This window comes from Xenophilus sp. Marseille-Q4582 (assembly GCF_916700565.1).
Taxonomy (GTDB): Bacteria; Pseudomonadota; Gammaproteobacteria; order Burkholderiales; family Burkholderiaceae_C; genus Xenophilus.
In genome coordinates this window covers 633,545-656,476 of sequence record NZ_CAKAKO010000002.1, presented here as the reverse complement: position 1 = coordinate 656,476, position 22,932 = coordinate 633,545, and the positions used below count along the sequence as shown (strand labels likewise).

Here is a 22,932-nt window from a genome sequence, read left to right as displayed (position 1 = left end):
GCGTTAGCGTGCGGCAGATGGGGCGGCGGCGCCATCCACCCAGACGGCATACACCGCCCGCACAGGCTCGGCGCGCCACTGGCCGCGCACCCGGACGTCGGCCGCTTCGTAGGCCGGCCCGGCGCCGAACAGGCGCGGGCCCTGGTGCGTCGAAGCCGGCGTGGCCACCAGCAGCAGGCGGCTGCCCGGCGCGCCCAGCCAGGGCAGATCGAAGCGCTTGGCGGCCACCGCCTCGCGCGTGCCGCGCTCGAAGCGGTTGCTTTCGCCGGCGTCGGCGGGATAGACGGCGTGCAGTTCGCCCTGGGCGTCGATGCCCACGGCCACCAGGTCCAGCGACTGGCCGCTGCTGTTGCGCACGTGCAGGCGCGCCCGCTCCTGGGGGCGCAGCGGCAGCACGCCGGCCGCCACGGCCTGCCGCGCCTCGGCGTCGCGCAGCAGACGCTCGCCGGCCCAGGCTTCCAGGCGCACCTCCAGCCCCTCCAGCACGCCATCGCGCGCCAGCGCATGCAAGTGCTGCAGCCACTTCAGCCGCGCCAGCGCCTGCAGGCGGCGCCGCAGCAGTGCGGGCTCGGAAGCCGGCACGCTCAGGGTCGCGCGGCCGAGGGCCGGGTCCAGCACTTCGAGGCGCGTGGCGCCGCCACCCGTCACCAGGCGCACTTCGGCATCGGCGCCGGCCTTGACGATGCCGGCGGGGTAGTCCAGCGCCAGGCCGGCCGGCAGCGGCCCGTCGGTGCGCACGCGCAGCGCCAGGGCCGGCGGCGGTGCCACGGGCCCAACGCTCCACAGCGGCTGGCCGGGCAGGCCCGCCAGGGCAGCGGGCAGCGCCACGCGCGCATGGTCGCGCTCCAGCGCCAGCACCGTGGCGGTCGTCGTGCGCTGGCTGCCGTCTTCCAGCACGGCCTGCACCTGCACGGCCTGCTGCGGCACCAGGCCGTCGAGTTCGCCCGCCGACACCAGCAGCTCCGGCCCCGCCCGCCGCGCGCGCCAGACGGGCCGCGCCGAGGCCGGCGCCGGGCTGTTGGCGAACAGCGCCGCGTCCAGGCTGCCTTCGGCCACCGGCGAGGGCAGTTCACGCTCGGGAAAGCGCTGCGCCAGTTCGTCGATGACCGGCGGGTACAGCGCCAGCATGCCGTCGAAGAGCGCGCGCCAAGTGGCCGGCTTGCGCGCCAGGGATTCGGCGAAGGCCCAGGTCAGGAGGCCGTGCGGCTGGGCGCCGCGGCGGCCGCGCGGCAGCCGCAGTTCGGGCGTGACCTGGTGGCTTTCGGCGGCGAACAGCGCCACGTAGCGCGCACGCGCGACCTGCGCCGCCGGCGCAGGCGCCGCCTCGGCCGGCGCGGCGGCGGGCGTGGAGGCCGGGCCCGCCCGCAGCTGCGCGGCGGGCACGCCGCGCCAGCGCACGTCGTCCTCGGCGGCGGCGGGGGCCGCCGCCGCGGGGCGCCCGCGTGTCATGGAGGCGGCCGCGCAGGTGTCGAACACCGCGGCGACGAAGACGTTGCGGGCCAGGAAGGCCTGCACCCAGGCATCGACATCCACGTCACGCAGGCCGCCCTCGAGCGTGGGGCTGGTGCCGATGGCGCCGCGCACCTCGCGCGCCAGGAAGTTCTCGGCCAGCCCGTCGGGCTCCTGGTAGCGCTTGCGCGTGTCGCGCAGCCGCGTGCCATGGCCCGAGAAGTACAGCAGCACGAAGTCGCCCTCGCGCGAGGCCTCCAGCAGGCGCCGCAGGGCGGCATGGATCTGGGCCGCTTCCGGCAGGGCGGCGCCCGGCACACCGTCGGCCAGGGTGAGGATGTCGTCGGCGGCAAAGCCCTGGCCGAGCAGGGCCTCGCGCATCAGGCGCACGTCGTTGCGCGGCGCCTGCAGCCACAGGGCGGGCGGCTGGTGCACCAGCTCCGACACGCCCACCAGCAGCGCGCGCGGGGTGGCCTGCGCCGGCAGGGCCGCGCCCAGGCCCACGGTCATCATCAACAACAGCAGCAGCGCGGCCAGGCCCCGCAGGCCAGGCCGGAAGCCGCAGCGGCCGGACGGATTCATGGCGGCGTCACCAGCACATCGACCAGCGGCGAGGACTGCAGCACGCGCTGGCCGTCGCGCGGATGCTGCAGCCGCAGCGCCCAGAAGCCGTCGGCGTCGGGGCCGCCGATCACCTGGGCGTCGGCGCGCTGCAGCAAGGCCGTGGCTTCGGCCACGCCGGTGCCGTCGCGCCAGCGCAGGCGCAGATCGGGCGCGGCCGGCAGCGGGGCCGTGGGCACGGCGGCCGGGCCGCCGCGCAGGCGCACGTCGTCCGGCTCGGCCGGCAGCAGCCCCGCGTTCTGCACGACCACCACCAGGGCCAGCACGGCCGCCGCCGGCCGCCACAGGCCCGCGCCACCGGCGGGGAACGACAGGCCCAGCCAGCCGCGCAGCCGCGCGCCCCAGCCGGGCGACTGCCGCCCAGCAGGCGCCGCCGGCCGGGCGGCGGCATCCGCCCGCGCCGGGCGGGCCGCCAGCAGCGCCTGCGCCGCTTCGCGGTACAGGGCCTGGTGCTCGCTGCGCGGGTCGCCCTGCGCCGCCAGGGGCGTGCCCGTGAGCACGCCAAAGCCCGCCACCTCGCGCAGTGCGATGCGCCCGGGCCGCGCCGCCAGGCCCAGCGAGGCCGGGGGGGCCGCATCCCCGCATGCCGCCTGCGCGGCCACGGCCCGCACGGCCGCCATGCGCGAGGCCGACAGCTCGCCCTGCACCCGGGCCTCGGTCAACGCCGAGGGATGCAGCTCGACCGGGTTCCAGGTCTGCACCACGCCCCACGCCGGCTCGAAAGGCTCGTCCTGCGGCTCCAGCAGCACGTCGAAGGGGCCGGCCCAATCGGCTTCGCCCGCGACCAGCCAGCCTTGCCAGCCCGGCACAGCGCCCGTGGCCGCGGCCAGCGGACGGTCCAGCAGCACGCCCAGGCGCCAGCAGCCGTGGCGCACGCTCAGCAACCGGCCGCTGGCCCAGTGCGCACCGAAGGCGCGCTGCGCCAGCGCCTCGCGCCGGCGGGCCAGTTCGGTCAGCGGCAGCAGCAGGGCCTCGGTGTCCGGGGCGGGCGCGACGGGCGGCGCCTGCGCATCGCGCGGTGCGGCGGGGATGGGGGTGGCCGCCGCGGGGCGCTCCTGCGTCAGGCCGCGGCGGATCAGCGCCAGCGGGGGCCAGAGTTCAACGGGCGAGGTCATGCGTCGGGTCCTGAATGGCTATGTCTTCAGGCATAAGACGCTTCAGCGCCGAGGATTTTGAACACCTGCAGGATGGCGGCCATGTTCTCGGCCTCGATGCGCAGGCCCAGCTCGGCGTGCAGCCAGTGGCCGATGAGCGTGCGCGCATAGTCGGCCGGCAGTGCCTCGCGCTTGTGCACCAGGCCCAGCCGCCCGGCCCGGTAGTGGTAGGAGGCGATGGCATGGCGCGCGGCCACGCCCGACAGCGGCGCCTCCTGCCCGAAACCCTCACACAGCAGCAGGCGCTCGGGGGCTTCCAGGCCGGCGATGAAGGCGCGCGCGGCCGCCTGCACGCGGGCGCTGGACAGGCCGTGTTCGGCCAAGCAGTCCTCGGCGTCCTCGTGCGCGCCCAGCTGGGCCTCGAGCTGGGCGTCGTCCACCTCGTCGCCGAGGGACAGCTTGCGCCGGAAGGCGCTGGCGCGTGTGCAGTCGATCAGGTAGCGGCGGAAATAGGCGCACAGCGCGAAGGCGGTGGACGGCGCGCTGTGGCCGGCGCGCGCCTTGGGCGCGGGCTCGCCGTCCTCGCCGTCGTCGGGGTCCACGTCCAGGCGCAGCACCTTGATGTAGATGAACTGCGCCACCAGCTCCTGCCGGCTTTCGCCCAGGGCCTGCAGCTCGGGCGGATGGCAACCCGCCAGCGCAGCGCCGACGATGGCGTAGAGCCGCCCCATCTGCGGCGGCGCCAGCGCCTGCCGGTGCTGCCACAGGCGCACCAGTTCGGCGCTGTCGTCGGCGGACAGGGGCGGCTGCATGGCGCGCCCTCAGCGGCGCATCCGCACGCGGGCGGCCGCGCGCCCGGCGCGAAGCCGCGCCGGGCGCATGCGGCGGCACGCCGGGAACGCGGCCCGCCGCCATGCGCAGAGCCACCGCCGGGAGCCGGGGCCTGCGAACGCCATGCAGGGGGCCGCGCAGCGCATCGCGGGCCTAGTCATTCACGCAGGTGTCGTCGTCGGGCACCAGGCAGCTGGCCAGCGCCAGGCCGGCCCCGCGCGTGCGGATGCCGCCCTGCGTGCCGGTGGCCGCCGCCACCTGCTGCCCGCGCGGCAGCAGGATCCACATGTTGCCGCGCTCCTTCATGCGGCGCGCCTGGTCGGCCGCCTGCGGGCCGTAGCCGAAGAAATAGTCGGCCCGCACCGCGCCGCGGATGGCGCCGCCCGTGTCCTGCGCGATGGTCAGCCGCTGCGTGGGCGCGTTGGCCCCCGGCATGCGGGTGGACACGAACACCGGATAGCCCAGCGGCGTGCTGCGCGGATCGACGGCGATGGAGCGGCCAGCCTGCAGCGGCACGCCCAGCGCGCCCACGGGGCCGGCGCCGCCGGTGTCCACCTCCTTGAAGAACACGTAGCTCGGGTCCTTGATGCCCGACCCCGTCACCGGGCCCGACGCGCGCCGGCCCGGCACCACCACGGCGCCGCTGGCCACCGGCCGCGCGAGCGTGAAGCCGCGCGTGCGCACCGCCCCCACGTCGCCGATGTCGCTGTCGTCCCCGTCGTCCACCTCCAGCTCGATGCTGGAGCCGCGCGTGCGCACGGCCTGGCGGCCCTTGCCGCCGCTCGCCTGCGCCAGCGTGGGGCGGAAGGGCTGGCCGTTCTGCTCGGCATAGCCCAGGCGGATCACCTGGCCGTTGGTCAGGCGGATGCGGCCCGAGCCCTGGATCTGCATCTCGTACAGCGCGTTGGCATTGCTGACGAAGGCCAGCACGCGGGCGTTCGGGGCGCCGCGCGTCTCGATCTCCTCGCGCGTGTAGTAGGGCAGCAGCTGGCGGCCTTCCACGCGCAGGCGCATCTTGCGGTCCAGCGTGTCCCGGATGACGGTGGACAGGTCCAGCGCGAGCAGGCCCGGCGCCCCCATGTCGCGCGTGCTCAGGCCCTGCTGGATGACCACGTTGCGCCCGTCCAGGCGCGCGGCCACCGTGCCGCGCCCGGCAGGCAGGCGCCGCGTGTCCAGGAACACCATGTCCTCGGGCTGGCCGTAGACGGGGTAGATGAAGGGCGGCGCGTAGGTCCGGCTGCCTTCGATCTCGGGCTCGAAGTAGCCCGTGACCACGCCGTCGGGCCGCCGGTCGTCGTCGCGGATCTGGTAGGCCGCGAATTCGCTTTCGTAGAAGCTGCGGATGGCCGGACCGCTCTTGGCGTTGACGGCGCGCGCCCGCGTGCACAGCGCTTTCCACTGCGCACCGCGGCGCGTGAGCACGCGGCAGCTTTCGAGGAAGGCGGGCCAGGTTTCGGAGAAGTCGTCGCGCGCCCAGCCGGGCAGGGTGTCGAAGCTCACCGCGGTGTAGGTGGCCAGCTGCGTGGAAAAGGTGCGGGCCTGGCCCGCCACGCTGCCGCCGCCCGCCGCGGGGCCGGGGGCCGGCGCGGGCGCGGCGGCCTGCGGCACGGGCGCAGGCGCCGCCGCCACGGGCGCGGCGGGCGCAGGCGCGGGTGCCGGCGCCGGGGCGGGCAGCAAGGCGCAGCCGGCCAGCGCCAGCGCCGCGGCGGCGCACAGCGGGAGGGGGCGGAAGGAAGAAAGGGCAGTCATGGTGATCTCCTGGCGAGGGGGCGCATGCCCATCAGTCGGCGGACGGCCTGCCGGCGCCCCGGCCCGCGCGCACGCCGGGGCGTGGCGGGGTGGACGATGCGCGCGCAGGTGCATGTCATTCACAGACGATCACCGCTCGACGATTTTGAAATCGGCCACGCCGAACACGTCCGTGCAGCCGCTACCCTGCGGGCACTGGGGCTTGCCCAGCAGGGGCGTCGGGCCCTTGCCGGCCTGCGCGGCCTCCAGGGCCGAAAGCACCGGCAGCGGGAACTGCGGGAACACGCCGTCGGTCTGTATGCCGGCTTCGCTGAAGTCCCGCTCGTGCTGGCTCACCACCACGGCGAAATGGTTGACGCCCGGCGGCCCGCCCGCATTCATGGGCCAAGAGGCGCGCGGCAGCGACAGCGTCTGGTTGGCGTTGATCTTGTTGTACTTGTCCAGCAGGTTGGGAAAGAGCATGAACATCTCGCCCCCGCTGGCCAGCAGGTAGACGTACACGAAGCCTTCGCGGTTGCTGCGCAGCTCGAAGGCCAGCTTGTCCTTGCCGACCACCACCTCGGCCTGCGCGGGCCGGGCCTGCACCTGGAAACCCGGCGTGGCCGTCTCGCCCAGGGCCTGCAGCGATTGCAGCGCGTTGCGGCGCACGGGCGGCGGCGGGGGCGCCGGCGGGGGCGGCGCGGGCGCGGGGGGCGCCGCATCGGCCGGCGCAGCCACCGGCGCCTGGGCCACCGCGGGCGCGGGCGCTTCTGCAGGCGCGCGGCCCTGCATCCACCACCCCAGGCCGCCCGCCAGCAGGACGGCGCCCAGCACGCCGGCGCCGGCCAGGGCCTTGCCGCGGCCGGCCGCAGCCGCCGCGGGGGGCTTGGCCGCGCCCGCGGCATGGGAGGTGGCGCGCGCGCCGCCCGCCCCGGGCACCGTGCGCGGGCCGGCGGCGCGCAGCGGCGCGATGGTGGTCGTTTCTTCCAGTCCCAGCTCGGCGCGCAGCGCCAGCATGGACTGCGGCCGCTGCTCGGGCCGCACGGCCAGGCCGTGGTCGATGGCTTCCAGCAGCTTGCGGCTGTAGCGCTGGCGCAGCAGCTCGTTGCCGGCCAGCGGCACGTAGGTGTCGGACATGATGCGCGCCACCGACGGCGGCGGCGGCCGGCCGCACACGGCCACGTGCATCACGGCGGCCAGCGCGTAGACGTCGGTCCAGGCGCCCTGCGACATGTCGGGCATCTCGGCGTACTGCTCGACCGGCGCGTAGCCCGGCTTGAGGATCACCGTGATGGCCTGCGTCTTGTCGCTGATCACGCGCCGCGCCGCGCCGAAGTCCAGCACCACCGGCTTGCCCGAGCCTTCGAGCAGCAGGATGTTGTCGGGCGCGATGTCGCGGTGGTAGCAGTTGGCGTTGTGCATCACGGCCAGCGCCTGCGTCACGCCGTCCATGATGCGCAGCAGCCAGCCTTCGTCCACGTTGGGCCTGTCGGCCAGCGTCTGGCGCAGCGTCTTGCCGCGGTACAGCGGCATGACCATGTAGGTGGTGCCGTTCTCCTCCCAGAAGCGGTAGACCTTGAGCAGCGAGGGGTGGTCGAACTGCGCCAGCAGCCGCGCTTCGTTGATGAAGCTGCGCATGCCCAGGTCGAAGGTCTCGCGGTGCTTGTCCGACAGCGGCGTGACGGTGCCGTCGCCCCCGCGCGTGGACAGCGAGGTGGGCAGGTATTCCTTGATCGCGACGGTGCGCTCGAGCGTGTGGTCCCAGGCCTCGTAGACGGCGCCGAAGCCGCCCTGCCCGATCAGGTGCGTGATCTCGAACTCGGCCATGCGGCTGCCCGGCGGCAGCACGCCGGCGTCGCCCGCAGGCGATGGCGCACGCCCCGCCGCCTGCGTCGGCGCGCCCGGCGCCGCCGGCGGCGCGGCCATGCCCGGGGCGCCGCTGGCCACGTTCGCGGGACCGCGCCCGGTCATCACGCGGGTCGGCTCTTCGGCGCCGGAGGAAGGGCGGGAGGTGTCGGTCACGGGGCAGCAGGGGTCAGTTCAACGGCAGCGCATCGGCCGTGTCGTCGAAGCCGAACAGGCGCTCGAAACGCGCGCTGCGCGGCAGGCCGGCGGTGCGCAGGCGGGCGGCCCGGGCGTCGCACAGGTCGGTCAGCCACAGCGACTGGCCGTCCGCGGGCCAGTCGGGCCGAAGGGGGGGCGGCGCATCCGCGCCGTCCGAGCCCGCCCCGGGCGGGGGCGCGTGGCCCAGCAGCGCATCGACGCCGGCCGCGTCCAGGTCCTGCTCCAGCGCCGCGAGCGCGCAATGCGCGGCGTGCCGCCACCAGCGCGCCAGGTCCAGCCACCGGGCGCCCGAGAGCGTGTGAAGCGGATCGGCCAGCTCGCACGCGATGGTGAAGGGGAAGTAGCGGCCCACGCCATCCACCGACGGCATGAGCACGCCGATCCAGGGCCGCGCGCCCGCGACCTGCGGCGCCAGCACGAAGAACCACAGCGGGCTTTGCAGGTAGCGCGCGGTCCAGTCCTGCGCATGCTGCTGGCGCAGGTGCAGCAGGCCGGTCTGCAGCCAGTGGTCCCAGCGCTCGCGGAAGGCCTCGGGCAGCCGGCGATGCGCGAAGTCGCCCATGCCCGGCAGCTTGCCGAACCAGCCCGGCTGCATGCCGGTTGCGCTGAACGATGCGCCGCTGCTCACAAGCCCTCCGGACACGCGAACTCGCGCAGCTCGGGCATGCGGATCGGATGCCGCACGCTGTTGGTCGTGACCTCGAAGCGGGTGCGCCGCTGATCGAGCTGGAAGGTGATGATGAACTTCTCGGGCGCGTCGCCGGGCGCGAGCTGGCCGCGGTCCAGCGTCTTGAACAGCGCCCAGGGGCCGTCGGTGGTCATGCCCGAAGTGCCGGCCGAGGTGGGCGGCTGGATGTTCAGGCGTACCTGGTTGGTGTTGCGCGGGCCGGGCCACTGCACGGTCATGGGCACGATGGGGCCGTGCGCGTACTTCACGATCTGGCCGTCCACGTCGAGCGAGAACTGTGTGATGCCCGCATCCATCTCCAGCGGCCGGAAGTCCAGCCGCAGGCCCGGCACGCGGCCCCCACTGCGAAAGAACACCTGCTTGATCAGGTCGGCGCGCTCGAACTGGCGCAGCGCCGCGGTGGAGATGGCGCCCTGCTCGGCCACCGGCTTGTAGCGCCACGGGCGGCGGCTGGTGTCCACCAGCTGCGCCAGGCGCTTCTGGAAGAACTCGTCCATCAGCCCGCCCGGCCCGAACATCTGGCCGAAGTCCTCGGGCAGCACGTCGAGATTGCTGCTTTCCACGAAGGGGTAGCGGCCCGCGATGGCACGGCGGCAGAACTCGGCCACGGGCTGCAGGTCCTGGCTCAGGTTGCCGCGCTCGGCCACGCGCGCCTGCGCGGCGCCGGTGCTGGACAGGCCCTCCACCATCGAGCGCACGGGCTCGGGCAGGCGGCCCGCGTCGGAACGCAGCTTGCCGGCCACGTCGCCGGGCGGCGGCGAGCTGCGGCTCTTGACGGCCGTGTCCACCGCCGTGAGGTAGACGTACACCTCGTTGAAGAGCTTGAGCGCCTCGTCCAGCGGCGGCGGCGCATTGGGCACCGGCGAGACGACCAGCCGCCGCAGCGACTCGAAGCGGTCGTCCACGATGCTCTCGATGCGCTTGCCCGGCGGCAGCGCGCGGCCGCCGCCGGTCTCGGGCCCGGCGCCGAACAGCGCCTCCAGGCCCTGGCGCGTGCTGCGCACCGTCTGCGCAGCGCGGTCGACGGCGGACTTGTCGGTCTCGGGCGGAATCAGCGTTGTTTCCTTGACCACCGCGCGCAGGAAGTTGGCCAGCGGCGAATCGGCGCCCGAGAGGATGCGCGCGATCTCGATGTTCTTCTCCAGCCCGCCGGCGCGCACCAGGCGCACGTCGGTCAGCAGCCCTTCCCAGACCTTCACGTACTCCTCCAGGTAGAGGCGGCGCACGCGGTCGGTGAGCTGGCCCAGCGCCGCGGCGTCGCGCGCGCGGTCGGCGGCGCTCCGCTCCTGGCCCAGCACCCACGGGTCTTCGGCGGCCAGCAGGCCGGTGACCACCACCACCTCGCTCTGGAAGCGCTTGTGGTAGCCGTCGAAGGTGAACAGGCCCGGCACGCCTTCGGTCAGCGGCTTGCCGCTGGGCCGCTCGAAGACGAGCGGGGTGGACGGGCCGCCGGCCTGGGCCACGCTGAAGGCCGGCACGTCGCGGCCCAGGCGCTGGCGCTTGAGGCGGCTGAAGATGCGCTGCTCGGGCGGGTAGCTGGCCAGCAGCGCGCGCACGCTGCGCACCAGGTTCTCGTCCATCTTGAGCGGCACGCGCGGTGGGCCCTGCGCGATCAGCGCGTCCAGCTGCGCTTCCAGCAGCTGGCGCTGCGCCTGCGGCAGGCCGCGGTCCAGGCTGCGCGACCAGTCCAGCGTGATCCAGGCCTTGAGCGCCTCGGCATCGAAATGCTCGGGCTGGTGGATCATGAGGTAGCTCTTGAGCGCCTCGTAGCTGAACTCGAGGTTGTCCTTGCCGGCGCTGCGCAGCTGCTGCTCGATGCGCAGCGCCAGCTGCGGCAGGAAGGCCTCGTTGAGCGCGCGCTGGTGCGCCATCTGCGCGGCCGAATCCAGCTTGTCGCCCTGGTACAGCCCCAGCATCATCGAAAGCGGCGCATCGCCCTGCCGGTTCTCGGGCACCTTCCAGATCTCGCGCAGCTGCTGCAGCACGGGCGCCACGTGCACCAGGCTGTGCGTCTGGGCGGGCAGCGCCTGCAGCTGCTCCCTGGCGGGCGGCACGCGCGCTTCCACGGCCTTCAGGTAGTTCAGGTTCTGCCAGGCGCTCCAGCCCCAGGCGGCGGCGAGGCCCACGGTCAGCAGCACCAGGGCCGCGACGGCCGCGCCGCGCAGCAGGTGGCGCCGGCGCTCCAGCTTCAGGTCGGCCCCGGCCAGGCGCTGCTCGGGGAAGACCACCTCCTTGAGCAGCGTGGTGAGGAAGTAGCTGCGCCCGCTGCCCTGCTGCGGCGCCAGGATGGCACGCTCCAGCCCGAAGCTGCGCGCCAGCGTGCCCATCACGCGGTCGATGGGGCTGCCTTCCTGCGTGCCGCTGGTGAAGTACACGCCGCGCACCCAGGGCGGCTGCGCGAAGCGCGAGCCCGTGAACACCTGGTCCAGCAGGTCGGCCAGCAGCGGGCCGACGGCCGCGAACTGCGCCGGGAAGCCGAAGATGGCGGCGCGGCGCGTGCCGTCGGTCTCCTGCTGCATGCGCTCGACCAGGCCGTCGTTCAGGCGCCCGTGCAACAGGGCGAACTCGCGCTGGAAGGGCGCATCCAGCCCATGCTCGGCCAGTTGCGTGCCTTCCTCGGGCGGCAGGGTGAAGCCGAAGACCTGCGCGCGCTGCTCCTTGCCCAGGTCGGCGAAGTAGTCCGTAAAGCCGTAGAGCAGGTCGCTCTTGGTCACGAGCACGTAGACTGGCAGCCGCGTGGTCAGGCGCTCGTCCAGCTCCAGCAGCCGCGCGCGGATCGAGGCGGCGAGCGCGCTGCGCGCCTCGGTGCCCTGGCTCAGCAGGTCCGCCACGCTCACGGTGAGGAAGACGCCGTTGAGCGGCCGGCGCGGACGCGCCTTCTTCAACAGGCCCAGGAAGCCGTCCCAGGCGCTCTTGTCTTCGCTGGCATGGCTGTCCTGCGTGGTGTAGCGGCCCGCGGTGTCGATCAGCACTGCCTCGTCGGTGAACCACCAGTCGCAGTTGCGCGTGCCGCCCACGCCGCGGATGGCGCCGGGCCCGAACTTCTCGGCCAGCGGGAAGGACAGGCCCGAGTTGACCAGCGCCGTGGTCTTGCCCGAACCCGGCGCGCCGATGAACACGTACCAGGGCAGGTCGTACAGGTAGCTGCCGCCCGAGAGCGAGAGCCAGTCGCGCCAGCCGGGCTTCCTGCCGGCCGCGTGCAGGCGCATCTTCTTGAGCGTGGCGATGGCCTCGGCGAAGCGGTCGCCCAGCACCTTTTGCTCGCCACTCACGGCCGGCGCACCGGGCGCGGCGGCCACCGGCGCTTTCATGAGCCCGTCGGTCAGGTGCTGGCTGGCGCGCCGCACCCGCCAGCGGCGCAGCGCCCAGCGCAGCAGCACCAGCAGCACGAGCACGCCGATGACGAGGGCGCGCGCCAGCTCGCTGGCCAGCGGCATGAGTTCGCCCACCTTGACGAGCGGGCCGATCCACCAGACCAGCACGCCCAGCACGAGCAGCGCCAGCCCCGTGAGCAGCACGGGATGGAAGAGGAGGCGCAGGAGCTTTTTCATCGGGCGGCTCCCTGAGGGGCGGGCGCGAGCGCGGGGGCGGCCGGCAGCGCCGCTTGCGCCAGCAACGCGGGCGGCACCAGCAGCACCACCTCCACGCGCCGGTTGCGCGCGCGGTTGGCCGGTGTGTCGTTGGGCGCCACGGGCTCGGCATCGGCCTTGCCTTCGGCGCGCATGCGCGACGGATCGACCAGCGGTGTGAGCGCGGCCTTGACGGCCTCGGCGCGCGCGGTGGACAGGTGCCAGTTGGAGGGGAAGCGCAGCGAACGGATCGGCTGGCTGTCGGAATGGCCGGTGATCAGCACCTGGCCCTGCACCTCGGCCAGCGCCTGGCCGATGCGCGCCAGCACGGGCAGGGCGGCGGGCATGGGGTCGGCGCTGCCGGAACCGAAGAAGGCATCGCCGCGCAGGCGCACCGTGCTGCGGTCGGCCTCGTCGGTCACGGTGACCAGGCCTTGCTTGACCTCGGGCTCCAGGAAGCGCGCCAGACGCGGCGCGCGCGCCGGCACCGGGGGCGGCAGTGCCACCTGCACCTGCGGCATGCGCAGGCCGGCGAGCTGGGTCCAGGTCAGGTCCGAGCGGTTGCCCAGCCACACCCGCAGGCCGAACCACAGCAGCGCCAGCAACAGCAGCAGCGCGGCCCCGACCACCCACAGCGGAATCGCGTCGCGCAGCGCCACGCCGCCGCCGCCCTGCCCGCGCCAGTGCGGCGACAGCGCCGGCTCCAGCGGCGGGCGGTCCTTGCGGATCAGGTCAGCCAGGCGCTGGCGCACCGTGTCGAGCTGGGCCTTTCCGTTGTCGATGACGCGGTAGCGGCCCTCGAAACCCAGCGCCAGCACGGCGTACAGCAGCTCCAGCAGGTCGCGGTGCCTGGGCACGTCCTGCGCCAGCCGCGCGAGCAGCTGGAACACCTTCTCGCCACCCCAGGTCTCGTTGTGGAACTGCACCAGCAGGCTCTGCTTGTTCCAGCCGCCCTGCACGCCCCAGGGCGTGTTGGCCACGGCCTCGTCGAGCGCCGTGCACAGGATGTAGCGCGCGGCCAGCACCGTCTCGTTGCTGGCGCCCGCGCGGCGCGCCTCGGCGTCGAAGCGCTGCACGGCCTCGGCCGTGGAGGCGCGCAGCGTCGCGATGTTGGAGGGCTGCACCTGGTGGCGCAGCTTGGCCGTGAGCACCAGCAGCCCGGCCGCCGCCGACACCAGCGGGTTCAGCAGGCCCAGGCTGCCCAGCTCCACCGGCAGCACCTCGCCCGAAGGCGCAGCCTGAGGCATCGAAGGCGGCGGCGGCGCCCCGCCCGGCGTGCGCGGCTTGGGCTTGATGACCGTGCGCTCGGACTCGAAGGCCGCGAAGGGATCCGGGGTGCTCATGATCGGACGGCCCAGAAAGCGAGGTCGAGGCCGGGAAACTCCCCGGCGATGTGCATGGCCAGGCCGCCCGACTGTTCGAGCTGGCGCCACAGGTCGCTGCCGCGCGTTTCCAGCTCGAAGTAGTTGGCGCCCGCGTGGTACGGAATCTGCCGCGGCGCCACCGGCATGGGCGTGAGCGTGACGCCGGGCAATTGCAGGTTGACCAGGTCGCGGATGCGCTCGACCGGGCCGATCTTGACCTGCGTGGGAAAGCGCGCGCGCAGCGCCTCGCCGGGCATGTTCGACTGCACCGCCAGCACGAAGGTGGCGTTGCGCTGCAGTTCCACGTCGGAGATCAGCGCCACGCGCACGCCATGCTTGCGGTCGTGCAGTTCGATGCGGATGGCCGACTGCTCCAGCACCATCGACAGGCTGCGGCGCAGGTCGTCCATCAGCGGCTTGAAAGTGGCTTCCAGCTCGTCGTGCGCATAGGCCGGGAAGCGCGCGGCGCGCCGGCTTTCGCGGAAGGTGCCCAGGTCGCCGGCCAGCTGCAGCGCCTGTTCGTAGAAGTGCCGGGGATGCAGCGCCGTCTCGCCCGCCAGGCGCGCGAAGTGCGCCAGCACGGGCTCGTGCCGGTTCACGGTCTGCAGCAGCAGGAAGTCGGCGATCTCGGCCACGCCGCCGGTGCCGCCCTGCGTGAGGCGGCCGGCCAGCGCTTCGCCGCGCTGGCGCAGCAGGCCCAGCAGCTCGTCGACCCAGCCGCGCACGTTGGCGCTGGCCGCAACCTGCAGCAGCGGCGGGATCAGGCCGCGGTGCAGCTGCACCTGGTTGTCGGTGCGGCGCTCCTGCACGCGCGCCACGCGCAGCGTGGTCCAGGCGTCGGTCCTTTCCGTGGCGCGCAGCAGCCGCGTGTGCAGCGCGCCCAGCTGCAGCGTCGCCGTGCGTTCGCCGGCGGTGTTGGAATCGGGCACCTCGGACTCCAGCACGCGGTGGCGCACCAGTTCGTCGTAGTCCTCGGCATCGGCCTCGCGCGCGCCGGCGCGGCGCAGCGGCAGCGCGAGCAGCAGATCCTCGTCGCGCAGGCCGGGCGGGACCTCCAGCGGCTCGGGCAGCGGGTCCACGGCCGGCATGTCGAACACGGTGCCGTCCGCGAACACCCCCACCGCGCGCACGAGGGCGAACTTGCCCAGCGACAGCGCGGCGGCGTCGATCTCGAGCTCGGCAAAACCCCAGCCATGCGGCACCGTGCCGCGCAGCAGCACCTGGCGCGCGTGGTCGGCATGGCGCTCGGCCTGCTGCAGATGCTGGGGCTGCAGCAGCATGCCCTCGCTCCACACCACTTTGCTTCGCCAACTCATCCGCGCGCGCTCCGTCCGTTCGTTCTCCGGGCGGGCCCGCCCCATGCGGACCCGGACCCGGGCGACGCCGGCGACCGCCCGTTCAGGAACAGGGGCCGCAGCCGGGGCGGCGCACGTGCGACGCGCGCGCGGCCCCGGCACTTTGCAGCGTCCGGTGCAGTGTCCGGCCCGGGGATGGGCCGGCAAATCCGACGGACGGCCTAGGCAGCCGGCGCAGACACCCCGAAGGGACTAGTACCCGGGCGGCTCAGGCGCGCACGTGCAACGTGCAACGTGCAACGTGCAACGTGCAACGTGCAACGTGCAACGTGCAAGGCTCAAGGCTCAAGGCTCAAGGCTCAAGGCTCAAGGCTCAAGGCTCAAGGCTCAAGGCTCAAGGCTCAAGGCTCAAGGCTCAAGGCTCTGCAGCAGCGTGACCTGGCGCGCATGGGCCTGCGCCAGCTTGTGCAGGCGCGCCTCGCGCGCGGCTTCGCTGACCCACTGCGCCGCCGCCGCGCGCTGGCGCCCCAGCTCCAGCACCAGCTGCGCGACCGGCAGCAGCGCGCGGTTGTCCGCGGCACGAAAGCCGCGCGGCATCTGCAGCGCGTTCAGGGCCGCGCGCCATTCCGGCGGCGCGGCCGGTTCGCCCACGCGCACGAAGAAGTCGCGCACCTGGGCCTTCCAGGCCTTGGTCGCCTCCTCGCGCACCAGCAGCAGGGGCGCCGGGATGGGTGCGGAGCGCCAGACCACGCGCAGGCGCGCGGCCTCCAGCGGAAACTGCTGGGCGAAGCTGGCGAAATGCAGGCTGTCGGCGGTGGCCAGGTCGACGTCGCCGTTGGCCAGCGCCAGCAGGGTCTCCTGGGGGCTGCCCACGCGCTCGTCGCGGAAAGCCGTCTCCATCGGCAGGCCGCGCGGCAGCAGCAGCTGCGCCTGGGGCACCACGAAGCCGGACAGCGAGCGTTCCTCGCCGCGCGCCAGGCGCCAGCGCGCGGCCTGGCTCAGCAGCGCGTCCAGCTCGGACGGCAGGCCCGGCGCCCGGCGCGTGAGCAGCAGCGCCTGCGGCGCCTCGGCCGGTTCGCACGCCATCTGCGCGACCACCCGCAGGCGGCGCTCGCTCACGGCGTCCAGCGCCAGCCGGCCGCCCAGGAAAGCCACGTCGACCTGGTCGCGGGCGATGGCGCGCGCGAGGGCCTCCTCGCCGGCCACCGACACGCTGCTGACGGGCCGCTGCACGCGGGCACCCAGGGCGGCCAGCAGCGTGTCCCAGTGCCGGCGCCATTCCACCGCACCACCCACGGGCAGGGCCGCGAAGCGCACGAAGGCGGTTTCGCTCGCCGCCCGGCGGCGCGGCACCCATTCGGGCTGGGCGCCCACCCGGGCCGGCGCCCAGCCCGCCAGCAGCCCCAGCAGCAGCAGCAGCCGGCGGCGGCCGCCGGCCGATGACGACGGGGCCGCGCCGGGGGTCATGGCCGGGCGCCGGCCGGCGTCTCCAGCACCTGCAGTTGCTCGGCGAACTGCGCTTCGATGCGCGCCAGGCGGGCCTGGCGGGCCGCGTCGTTGACGAACTGCGCGCCCGCGGCATTGCGCAGCGCGAGCTGGTGCGCCAAGCGCGCGGCCGGCACCAGCGAGCGGTTGTCGGCCGCCACGAAGCCGGCCAGGTCGTGCAGCGACTTGAGCACGGCGCGCTGGGCGTCGGCCTGCGGCCCCTTGCCGCGCGCGTAGGCCACCAGGAAGCTCTGCACCTGCGCCTGGAAAGCGGGCGGGTAGTCGCCGCGCATGACCACTTGCGCATGCGGGATCAGGTCCGACTGCCAGATCACCTGCAGGCGCTGGGCCTCGCGCGGGAACTGGGTGCGCAAGCGCTCGAAATCGGCGGTGTTGTTGGTGGCGATGTCGGCTTCGCCATTGGCCACCGCGAGCGCCGTGGCCTGGTGCGTGCCCACGATCTCGTCGCGGAAGGCCGTTTCCATGGCCACGCGGTTGGGCAGGAAGAGCTGCAGCTGCGGCACGATGAAGCCCGACACCGAGCGCGACTCGCCGCGCGCCAGCCGCCAGCGCCCGGGCTGCTCCAGCACCGGCTGCACCGAATCGAGGCCCGACCCCTTGCGCGAGAGCAGCAGCGCCCGGTAGCCCGGCAGCCCGTCATGGCGCGTGACCTGGGCCAGCACCTGCATGCGGCGCTGGGTCACGGCATCCAGGGCCATCTTGCCCGACAGGAAGGCCATGTCCACCTCGCCGCGCTGGATGGCCTGCTCCAGCGCTTCGTAGGAGGTGACCGAGAGCACGGCCACCGGCCGGCCGATGGCCGTGCTCAGGTCGGCCAGCAGCGGATCCCAGTCGTTGCGCGATTCGAAGACGCCGCCCAGGGGCAGAATGCCGAAGCGCAGCGGCGCCGGCGCGGTCTGCGCGGCCGCCGGGACGGCCGCGAGCGCCAGCAGGAGCAGGCCGCCCGCCGCAGCCAGCCGGCGCCGCAGGCGCGAAGGCGCTTCACGCAGCAGACGGGACAGGAACGGCAGGCGGATCATGGAGCGGAGCACGATGACGCAGGAAGATGGCCAAGCGGCCGACTGGTCAGGCCCGGGGCGCGCCAACACAATTAGAAACCAAATCCTTCGCCGGAACGTAGATTTCTTCATGGGCAACTCTCCTGCAGCGCCGCAGACGCCGGGCCGGGCGGCCGCCGGCGCGCCCCCTCTCCCGGGGCGTGGGCTGTCGCTGGCGCAGCAACTGGTGCTGCTGGCCGTGCTGCCGGCCGTGCTGGCCATGCTGGGCACCATCGGCGTGCTCACGCGGCAGTACCTGGACGGCGTGAGCGAGCTGGTTCGCGCCAATGCGCGCACCGTGGCGCTGCAACTGGCCACCGCCGCCCAGAGCCCGCTGGCGGCAACCGACCGCCGCGCTCTGCTGCGGCTGGCGCAAAGTGGCATCCACCAGCCGCATGTGCAGCAGGTGCAGCTGTGGTCCGAGGACGGCGAGATCCTCGCCAATGCCGAAACCGTGGACCGCCAGCGCGCCGAGGGCGTGCAGGTGCTGGTGCCGGTGACGGACGAGGCGGGCCGGGCGCTGGGCCAGGTGATGGTGGAAATGAGCCTGGAGGCCGTGCGCCATGCCCGCCGGACCGTCTGGTTCAACGTGCTGGTGGTGCTGGGCGCCAGCCTGCTGGGCGTGCTGCTGGCGGGCACCTGGGCCGCGCGGCGCATCAGCGCGCCCATCCATCGCCTGGGCCAGGCCGTGGACCGGCTCGGGGCCGGCGAAGAGGTGCACGTGCCCCTGGAGGGCGCCGCCGAGGTGCGGCACCTGCAGGCGGGGTTCAACGAGGCCTCGCGCGCGCTGGCCGAAAGCCAGCGTCTGCTGCAAAGCCGCATCGACGCCGCCACGGCCGAGCTGGCGCACAAGAACCAGCAGCTGGAGGTGGCCAGCCAGGCCAAGACCCGGCTGCTGGCCGCCGCCAGCCATGACCTGCGCCAGCCGCTGCATGCGCTGACGCTGTTTTCGGACGGGCTCGCCAACGGCGAGACGGACCCGGTGCGGCTCACGCGCATCGGCCACATCCGCGAATGCGTGGAATCGCTGGACCGCCTGTTCTCGGAACTGCTCAACCTGTCGCAGCTCGACGCCGGCGTGCTGCAGCCGCAGTGGCGCGAGTTCGCGCTGGACCCGCTGTTCGACGAGATCAGCCGCAACTTCCGCCCGGTGGCCGAACAGCAGGAGCTGCGGCTGGTGGTGCGCAAGACCGACCTGTGGGTGCGCAGCGACTACGTGATGCTCTCGCGCATCCTGTCCAACCTGGTGTCCAACGCGCTGCGCCACACGGCCGAGGGCGGCGTGCTGGTCGGCGCCCGGCGGCGCGGGCGGCAGGTGTGGATCGAGGTGTGGGACACCGGCATCGGCATCGCGCCGCAGCACCAGCGCCGCGTGTTCGAGGAGTTCTACCAGATCGAGACCGCCTGCCCCGAAGCCCGCCGCGCGCAGGCGCGGGCCCCGGGCGCCGCGGACACCGGCAGCCGCGCGGCGCGCGGCATGGGCCTGGGACTGGCCACGGTGCAGCGCCTGGCCGCGCTGCTCAACACCCGCGTCGAGCTGCGCTCGCGCCCGGGGCGCGGCACCTGCGTGCGCGTGAGCGCGCGCGTGGTGCCGCCTGCGCAAGCCGTGCCGTCCGCGCGGGACGAGCCGGCGGTGGAGGACGGCCGCCTCGATGGCCTGCGCATCCTGGTCATCGACGACGAGCGCACCATCCTCGAAGGCCTGCAGGCGGTGCTGGGCAGCTGGGGCGCCGAGGTGATGGCGGCCCAGGACCGTGCCGAGGCCCTGGCCCTGGCCGCGCGCTGGCCGCAGCCGCCCGACGTGGTGGTGAGCGACCTGCTGCTGCAGGGCGGGGACAACGGCCTGGACGTGCTCGCCGCGCTGGAGCGCCACCCGGGCGGCATCCGTGCCGGCACGGCGCGCCTGCTGGTGACCGGCGAAACCAAGCCCGACCGCCTGCGGGAAGTGGCCGCCGCGGGCATCGCCGTACTCTACAAGCCTGTGTCGCCGACGGCGCTGCGCCAGGCCATCCTGGCGCAGGTGCGCGCCCGGCAGGGACAGGGGCCTGCCGCCTGAGCGGCCTGCCGGCCGCCGGCACACCGGGACGCTAGGCCATCAGGCATAGACCGCGCGGCACAGCCGCGGGCAGCGGCCCCGACCTCCGGCCTTCGCCGCTAAGCCCTCTGCCTTATCGCGCGCGCCGGGCGCGCTCCGTACATTCCCGGCAGGGCCCACATGGTGCGGGCCCGTCGCTGTGCGTCCATGACCCTGGCTGTCTTCCTGGCGCGCGGGGCGCTGCCTGCAAGCCTTGCACGCACGCTGCTGCGCTTTGCCCTGCAGGGGCTGCTGCTGACGGGCGCCTGCGCGGCCTGGGCGGTGGAATGGCAGTTGGTGCCGGGGCCAGCGGCGCAGGCACCGTCGCAGGCCGAGTTCCTGCGTGCGCTGCAGGACCTGGGACAGGCCACGCCGGACGAGCCGGCCGCGAACGCCGGGGTGCGCACGCGCGGCGTGCGGGCCGCCGGCGCCGGGCGCGTGACGCTGGCCCTGGGCGCCGAGGCCGCCCGGGCCGCGCTGGCGCGGGACCCCGCCGAGCCGCTGCTGCTGGCCCTGCTGTCCCGCCAGGACTACGACGCCCTGCCCGCGGCGCCGCGCTCCGCCGCCCGCGTGGCCGTGCTGCTGCGCGACACCGCGCCGGCCGAACAGCTGAAGCTCGTCGACGCCCTGCTGCCGGGCCGCCGGCGGCTGGGCCTGGTGGTGACGGCCGGCTCCGAAACCCTGCTGCGCGAGCTGCAGCAGGCCGCCGAGGCCGACGGGCGCGGCTGGTCGCTGCAGGTGGCCACCGCCGCGGACCCGCTGGCCCTCGGCCCCGCGCTGCGCGAAGTGCTGCCGCGCAGCGACGTCCTGGTGCTGCTGCCCGACGCCATCGGGACCAGCCAGGCCGCCACGCTGGCGGTGCTGCGTGCCGCAGCGGCGGCCGGCGTGCCGGTCATCGGCAGCGGGGAAGGCCCCGTGCGCTCGGGGGCGCTGGCCGCCAGCACCTCCAGCCCCGCGCAGCTGGCGCGGCGCGCGCACGCGCTGGGCGAGCGCCTGCTGGCCCGTGGCGGGCCCGCGGCCCCGCTGCTCGAGTGGGCGCCCGTGGCGCAGGTGCGCATCAACCCGCACGTGGCGCGCAGCCTGGATCTGCGGCTGCCCAGCGAGCAGGCGCTGACGCAGCGCCTGGCCGTGCCGCCAGGGGGTTCGTGAGCGGCATGAGCGCGGCCCCTTCCCTGCCGGCGCCTGCCCTGGCCTCTCCCTTGCCCGAGGGGCCCGCGCCGCCACCGGCGCCCCTTCGCCTGCGCGGCGGCCTGCAGCGCGACCTGCTGCGCCTGGGCGTGCTGCCCTGCGCCCTGCTGGCCCTGCTGCTGACGGGCTGGTTCACCCATGCGCGCCTCGATGCGCTCGACAGCCTGTTCGAGGCGGAAGGCCTGGCCATTGCGCGCCAGGTGGCGGCCCTGTCGGACCTGAGCCTGTACGCCGGCGACGTGCCCGCACTGCAGAGCGTGGCCCAGGCGGCCCTGCGCACCGGCCAGGTGACGCGCGTGGAGATCAGCAACAGCGCCGGCGTGTACGTGAGCGCGGGCCCGGCGGCGGGCGTGCAGCAGCGCAGCTTCTCGGCCCCGGTGCTGCTGCGCGAGGCCTCGCAGGCGGCCTTCGCGCCGCCGGGCAGCGCGTTGGCCGGCGAGCGTCCCATCGGCCTGGTGCAGACCTTCCGCGACACACAGCCGCTGTCGCGGGCCCGGGCCACGACCTGGCTCACCAGCGCCGGCCTGGCGCTGCTGGCCCTGCTCGTGGCTTGGCTGGCCGCGCGGCACATGGCGCGCCGCATCTCGCGCCCGCTGGGCCGCATCTCGCGCACGGTGGCGGCGCTGCAGGCGGGCCATTTCGGCGCCCGCTGCGGCGTGGCCGCCGATGCCCCGGCCGGCCGCGCCCCCCACGAACTGGCCACCCTCGCGCAGGACGTGAACCGTCTGGCGGAGCACCTGCAACAGCACCAGCAGATCAGCGAAGCGCGCGTGCGCGAAGCCACCGCCGTAGCCCTGATGCGCATGACCGAGGCCGAGCAGGCCTCGCTGTCCCGCGCCCGCTTCCTGGCCGCAGCCAGCCACGACCTGCGCCAGCCGCTGCATGCCATGGGGCTGTTCATCGACGGCCTCATGGCCGGCGCCAGCGCGTCACAGCGGCCGGCCATGCAGCGCCTGCAGGAAAGCACGGCCTTCATGAGCCTGCTGCTCGACGACCTGCTGGAGATCTCGCGCCTGGATGCGCAAGTGCTGACCCCCGCGCTCGCCGACGTGCGGCTGGCCGACGTGTTCGACGCGCTGGCCGCGCAGCACGCCGCACAGGCGGCGCAGGGCGGCGTGCGCCTGGTCTGGCAGCACCGCGGGCTGAGCGTGCGCAGCGATGCCGCGCTGCTGCAGCGCGTGCTGGGCAACCTGGTGAACAACGCCATTCGCCACGTGCCCCTGGACGGCACCGTGATGGTGGTGGCCCGCGCGCGCGCCGGCGGCGTGCGCGTCGAGGTGCGCGACAACGGCGTGGGCATCGCCCCCATCCACCAGAGCCGCATCTTCGAAGAGTTCTACCAGGTCAGCAACACCGAGCGCGACCGCCGGCAGGGCTTCGGCCTGGGCCTGGCCATCTGCGCGCGCATCGCGGCCCTGCTGGGCACGCGCATCGCGCTGCGCTCGGCACTGGCACACGGCAGCACCTTCTCGATCCAGCTGCCGCGCGCGGGCGAGGCGGCCCCGCCGGCCGCCGCGGCACCGGCCGAAGCCGCGGCGGCGCCCCCCGCCTCGGTGGCCGGCCTGCACTGCCTGGTCGTGGACGACGACCCCGTGATCCTCGAAGGCACGCGGGCGCTGCTGCAGCAGTGGGGCTGCACGGTACGGGTGGGCGCCACCTTCGACGAGGCGCGCGCCCACCTGTCGGCGCCCGGCGCCGCGCTGGACGTCGTGCTGTGCGACCTGCAACTGGCGCACGCGGGCGGCGCCGACCCCGCCGACGCTTCCCGCGGCGGCCTGGCCGTCCTGGCCGCCGCCCGGGAGATGCAGCCCCAGGCGCTGTTCATCGTAATCTCCGGCGCCACCCACGCCGAAGCCCTGCAGCGCCTGCGGCAGCAGGGCGTGCTGCTGCTCACCAAGCCGGTCGCGCCGGCGCGGCTGCGGGCGCTGCTGGCGACGCGCTGCGCTCCGCCCGCCGGGGCGGCGAGCGCCTGATGCCCAGCCGGCCTGCCCATCCGGAACCTTCGCCATGCTCGACACCCACGCCCTGCGGCAGATCTGTCCCTTCGTGGCCACGCCCACGCATTCCGGCGCGCTGAGCAGCCTGTACGTACGCAGCCTGCTGGCCTTCGTCAACGAGGCCTGGAACCGCGGCATGGCGCTGCAGACGCGCTTTCTGGACGGCGACAGCCTGATCCCGCGGGCGCGCAACCGGCTGGAGCGCGAGACCGGCCGCGACCTCAGCGAGGGCGGCGCCTTCTGCCGCCGCTGGCAGGCCCTGGGCGGCAAGGTGCACGTGGACACGCGCTCACGCCTGGCCCACCAGGGTCTGCAGACTTGGCAAGGCGATCTGCCGCGTGCGCTGCTGGCGCGGCACCCGGGCTGAGCGGCAGGCACGGCGGGTTCCCGGCGCACGCGGGGCGCACGCGGCACCTGTGGGCGCGCC

The 22,932-nt window shown here is 74.6% G+C and carries 15 protein-coding genes; 4 read left to right on the top strand and 11 right to left on the bottom strand.

The features are described from left to right. Positions 1–3 precede the first annotated feature (3 nt). From LG388_RS08210 to phnD, 11 genes are all read right to left on the bottom strand, one after another. Positions 4–2,031: a caspase family protein gene (locus LG388_RS08210; protein ID WP_225782370.1), complete on the bottom strand. Its 2,028-nt coding sequence runs from the start codon at positions 2,029–2,031 to the stop codon at positions 4–6. Further along, on the bottom strand, positions 2,028–3,185 hold the full coding sequence (locus tag LG388_RS08205; protein ID WP_225782369.1) for a hypothetical protein: 1,158 nt from the start codon (positions 3,183–3,185) through the stop codon (positions 2,028–2,030). The genes LG388_RS08210 and LG388_RS08205 overlap by 4 nt, the downstream gene beginning before the upstream one ends. A gap of 26 nt (positions 3,186–3,211) precedes the next feature. Beyond that, on the bottom strand, positions 3,212–3,976 hold the full coding sequence (locus LG388_RS08200; protein ID WP_225782368.1) for a hypothetical protein: 765 nt from the start codon (positions 3,974–3,976) through the stop codon (positions 3,212–3,214). 172 nt (positions 3,977–4,148) lie between these two features. After that, positions 4,149–5,744: a murein transglycosylase A gene (locus LG388_RS08195; protein ID WP_225782367.1), complete on the bottom strand. Its 1,596-nt coding sequence runs from the start codon at positions 5,742–5,744 to the stop codon at positions 4,149–4,151. Positions 5,745–5,873: 129 nt separating this feature from the next. Then, a complete protein-coding gene (locus tag LG388_RS08190; RefSeq protein ID WP_225782366.1) occupies positions 5,874–7,745 on the bottom strand; it encodes a serine/threonine-protein kinase in 1,872 nt (623 codons plus the stop codon). Between the two features lie 13 nt (positions 7,746–7,758). Beyond that, positions 7,759–8,415, bottom strand: a complete 657-nt coding sequence (gene tagF / locus LG388_RS08185; protein ID WP_225782365.1) for a type VI secretion system-associated protein TagF — start codon at positions 8,413–8,415, stop codon at positions 7,759–7,761. Beyond that, positions 8,412–12,026, bottom strand: a complete 3,615-nt coding sequence (gene tssM / locus LG388_RS08180) for a type VI secretion system membrane subunit TssM (protein ID WP_225782364.1) — start codon at positions 12,024–12,026, stop codon at positions 8,412–8,414. The genes tagF and tssM overlap by 4 nt, the downstream gene beginning before the upstream one ends. Beyond that, positions 12,023–13,387, bottom strand: coding sequence for a DotU family type VI secretion system protein (locus LG388_RS08175; RefSeq protein WP_225782363.1), 1,365 nt, complete (start codon positions 13,385–13,387; stop codon positions 12,023–12,025). The genes tssM and LG388_RS08175 overlap by 4 nt, the downstream gene beginning before the upstream one ends. After that, positions 13,384–14,724 (bottom strand): type VI secretion system baseplate subunit TssK, encoded by a 1,341-nt coding sequence (gene tssK, locus LG388_RS08170; RefSeq protein ID WP_225782362.1) that lies wholly within the window; start codon positions 14,722–14,724, stop codon positions 13,384–13,386. Before tssK ends, LG388_RS08175 begins: the two co-directional genes overlap by 4 nt. Positions 14,725–15,111: 387 nt before the next feature. After that, positions 15,112–16,170, bottom strand: a complete 1,059-nt coding sequence (locus LG388_RS08165; protein ID WP_225782361.1) for a phosphate/phosphite/phosphonate ABC transporter substrate-binding protein — start codon at positions 16,168–16,170, stop codon at positions 15,112–15,114. Then, positions 16,167–17,228: a phosphate/phosphite/phosphonate ABC transporter substrate-binding protein gene (gene phnD, locus LG388_RS08160; protein WP_225782360.1), complete on the bottom strand. Its 1,062-nt coding sequence runs from the start codon at positions 17,226–17,228 to the stop codon at positions 16,167–16,169. The genes LG388_RS08165 and phnD overlap by 4 nt, the downstream gene beginning before the upstream one ends. A 109-nt stretch (positions 17,229–17,337) precedes the next feature. Between phnD and LG388_RS08155 the strand changes: the two genes are divergently transcribed. From LG388_RS08155 to LG388_RS08140, 4 genes are all read left to right on the top strand, one after another. After that, positions 17,338–19,302, top strand: a complete 1,965-nt coding sequence (locus tag LG388_RS08155; protein ID WP_225782359.1) for a hybrid sensor histidine kinase/response regulator — start codon at positions 17,338–17,340, stop codon at positions 19,300–19,302. 186 nt (positions 19,303–19,488) lie between these two features. Then, complete coding sequence (locus LG388_RS08150; RefSeq protein ID WP_225782358.1) at positions 19,489–20,469, top strand: ABC transporter substrate binding protein; 981 nt, start codon at positions 19,489–19,491, stop codon at positions 20,467–20,469. A 5-nt stretch (positions 20,470–20,474) separates the two neighbouring features. Beyond that, on the top strand, positions 20,475–22,481 hold the full coding sequence (locus tag LG388_RS08145; RefSeq protein ID WP_225782357.1) for a hybrid sensor histidine kinase/response regulator: 2,007 nt from the start codon (positions 20,475–20,477) through the stop codon (positions 22,479–22,481). A 34-nt stretch (positions 22,482–22,515) separates the two neighbouring features. Beyond that, positions 22,516–22,872 (top strand): hypothetical protein, encoded by a 357-nt coding sequence (locus LG388_RS08140; RefSeq protein WP_225782356.1) that lies wholly within the window; start codon positions 22,516–22,518, stop codon positions 22,870–22,872. Positions 22,873–22,932: the final 60 nt, after the last annotated feature.

Excerpts from the sequence above, each read along its gene's own strand:
- LG388_RS08150 (WP_225782358.1), top strand. The coding sequence starts at position 19,489 with ATGACCCTGGCTGTCTTCCTGGCGCGCGGGGCGCTGCCTGCAAGCCTT.
- phnD (WP_225782360.1), bottom strand. The coding sequence starts at position 17,228 with ATGATCCGCCTGCCGTTCCTGTCCCGTCTGCTGCGTGAAGCGCCTTCG.
- LG388_RS08210 (WP_225782370.1), bottom strand. The coding sequence starts at position 2,031 with ATGAATCCGTCCGGCCGCTGCGGCTTCCGGCCTGGCCTGCGGGGCCTG.
- LG388_RS08140 (WP_225782356.1), top strand. The coding sequence starts at position 22,516 with ATGCTCGACACCCACGCCCTGCGGCAGATCTGTCCCTTCGTGGCCACG.
- LG388_RS08175 (WP_225782363.1), bottom strand. The coding sequence starts at position 13,387 with ATGAGCACCCCGGATCCCTTCGCGGCCTTCGAGTCCGAGCGCACGGTC.
- LG388_RS08145 (WP_225782357.1), top strand. The coding sequence starts at position 20,475 with ATGAGCGCGGCCCCTTCCCTGCCGGCGCCTGCCCTGGCCTCTCCCTTG.
- tssK (WP_225782362.1), bottom strand. The coding sequence starts at position 14,724 with ATGAGTTGGCGAAGCAAAGTGGTGTGGAGCGAGGGCATGCTGCTGCAG.
- LG388_RS08205 (WP_225782369.1), bottom strand. The coding sequence starts at position 3,185 with ATGACCTCGCCCGTTGAACTCTGGCCCCCGCTGGCGCTGATCCGCCGC.
- LG388_RS08155 (WP_225782359.1), top strand. The coding sequence starts at position 17,338 with ATGGGCAACTCTCCTGCAGCGCCGCAGACGCCGGGCCGGGCGGCCGCC.
- LG388_RS08165 (WP_225782361.1), bottom strand. The coding sequence starts at position 16,170 with ATGACCCCCGGCGCGGCCCCGTCGTCATCGGCCGGCGGCCGCCGCCGG.
- tssM (WP_225782364.1), bottom strand. The coding sequence starts at position 12,026 with ATGAAAAAGCTCCTGCGCCTCCTCTTCCATCCCGTGCTGCTCACGGGG.
- LG388_RS08195 (WP_225782367.1), bottom strand. The coding sequence starts at position 5,744 with ATGACTGCCCTTTCTTCCTTCCGCCCCCTCCCGCTGTGCGCCGCCGCG.
- LG388_RS08200 (WP_225782368.1), bottom strand. The coding sequence starts at position 3,976 with ATGCAGCCGCCCCTGTCCGCCGACGACAGCGCCGAACTGGTGCGCCTG.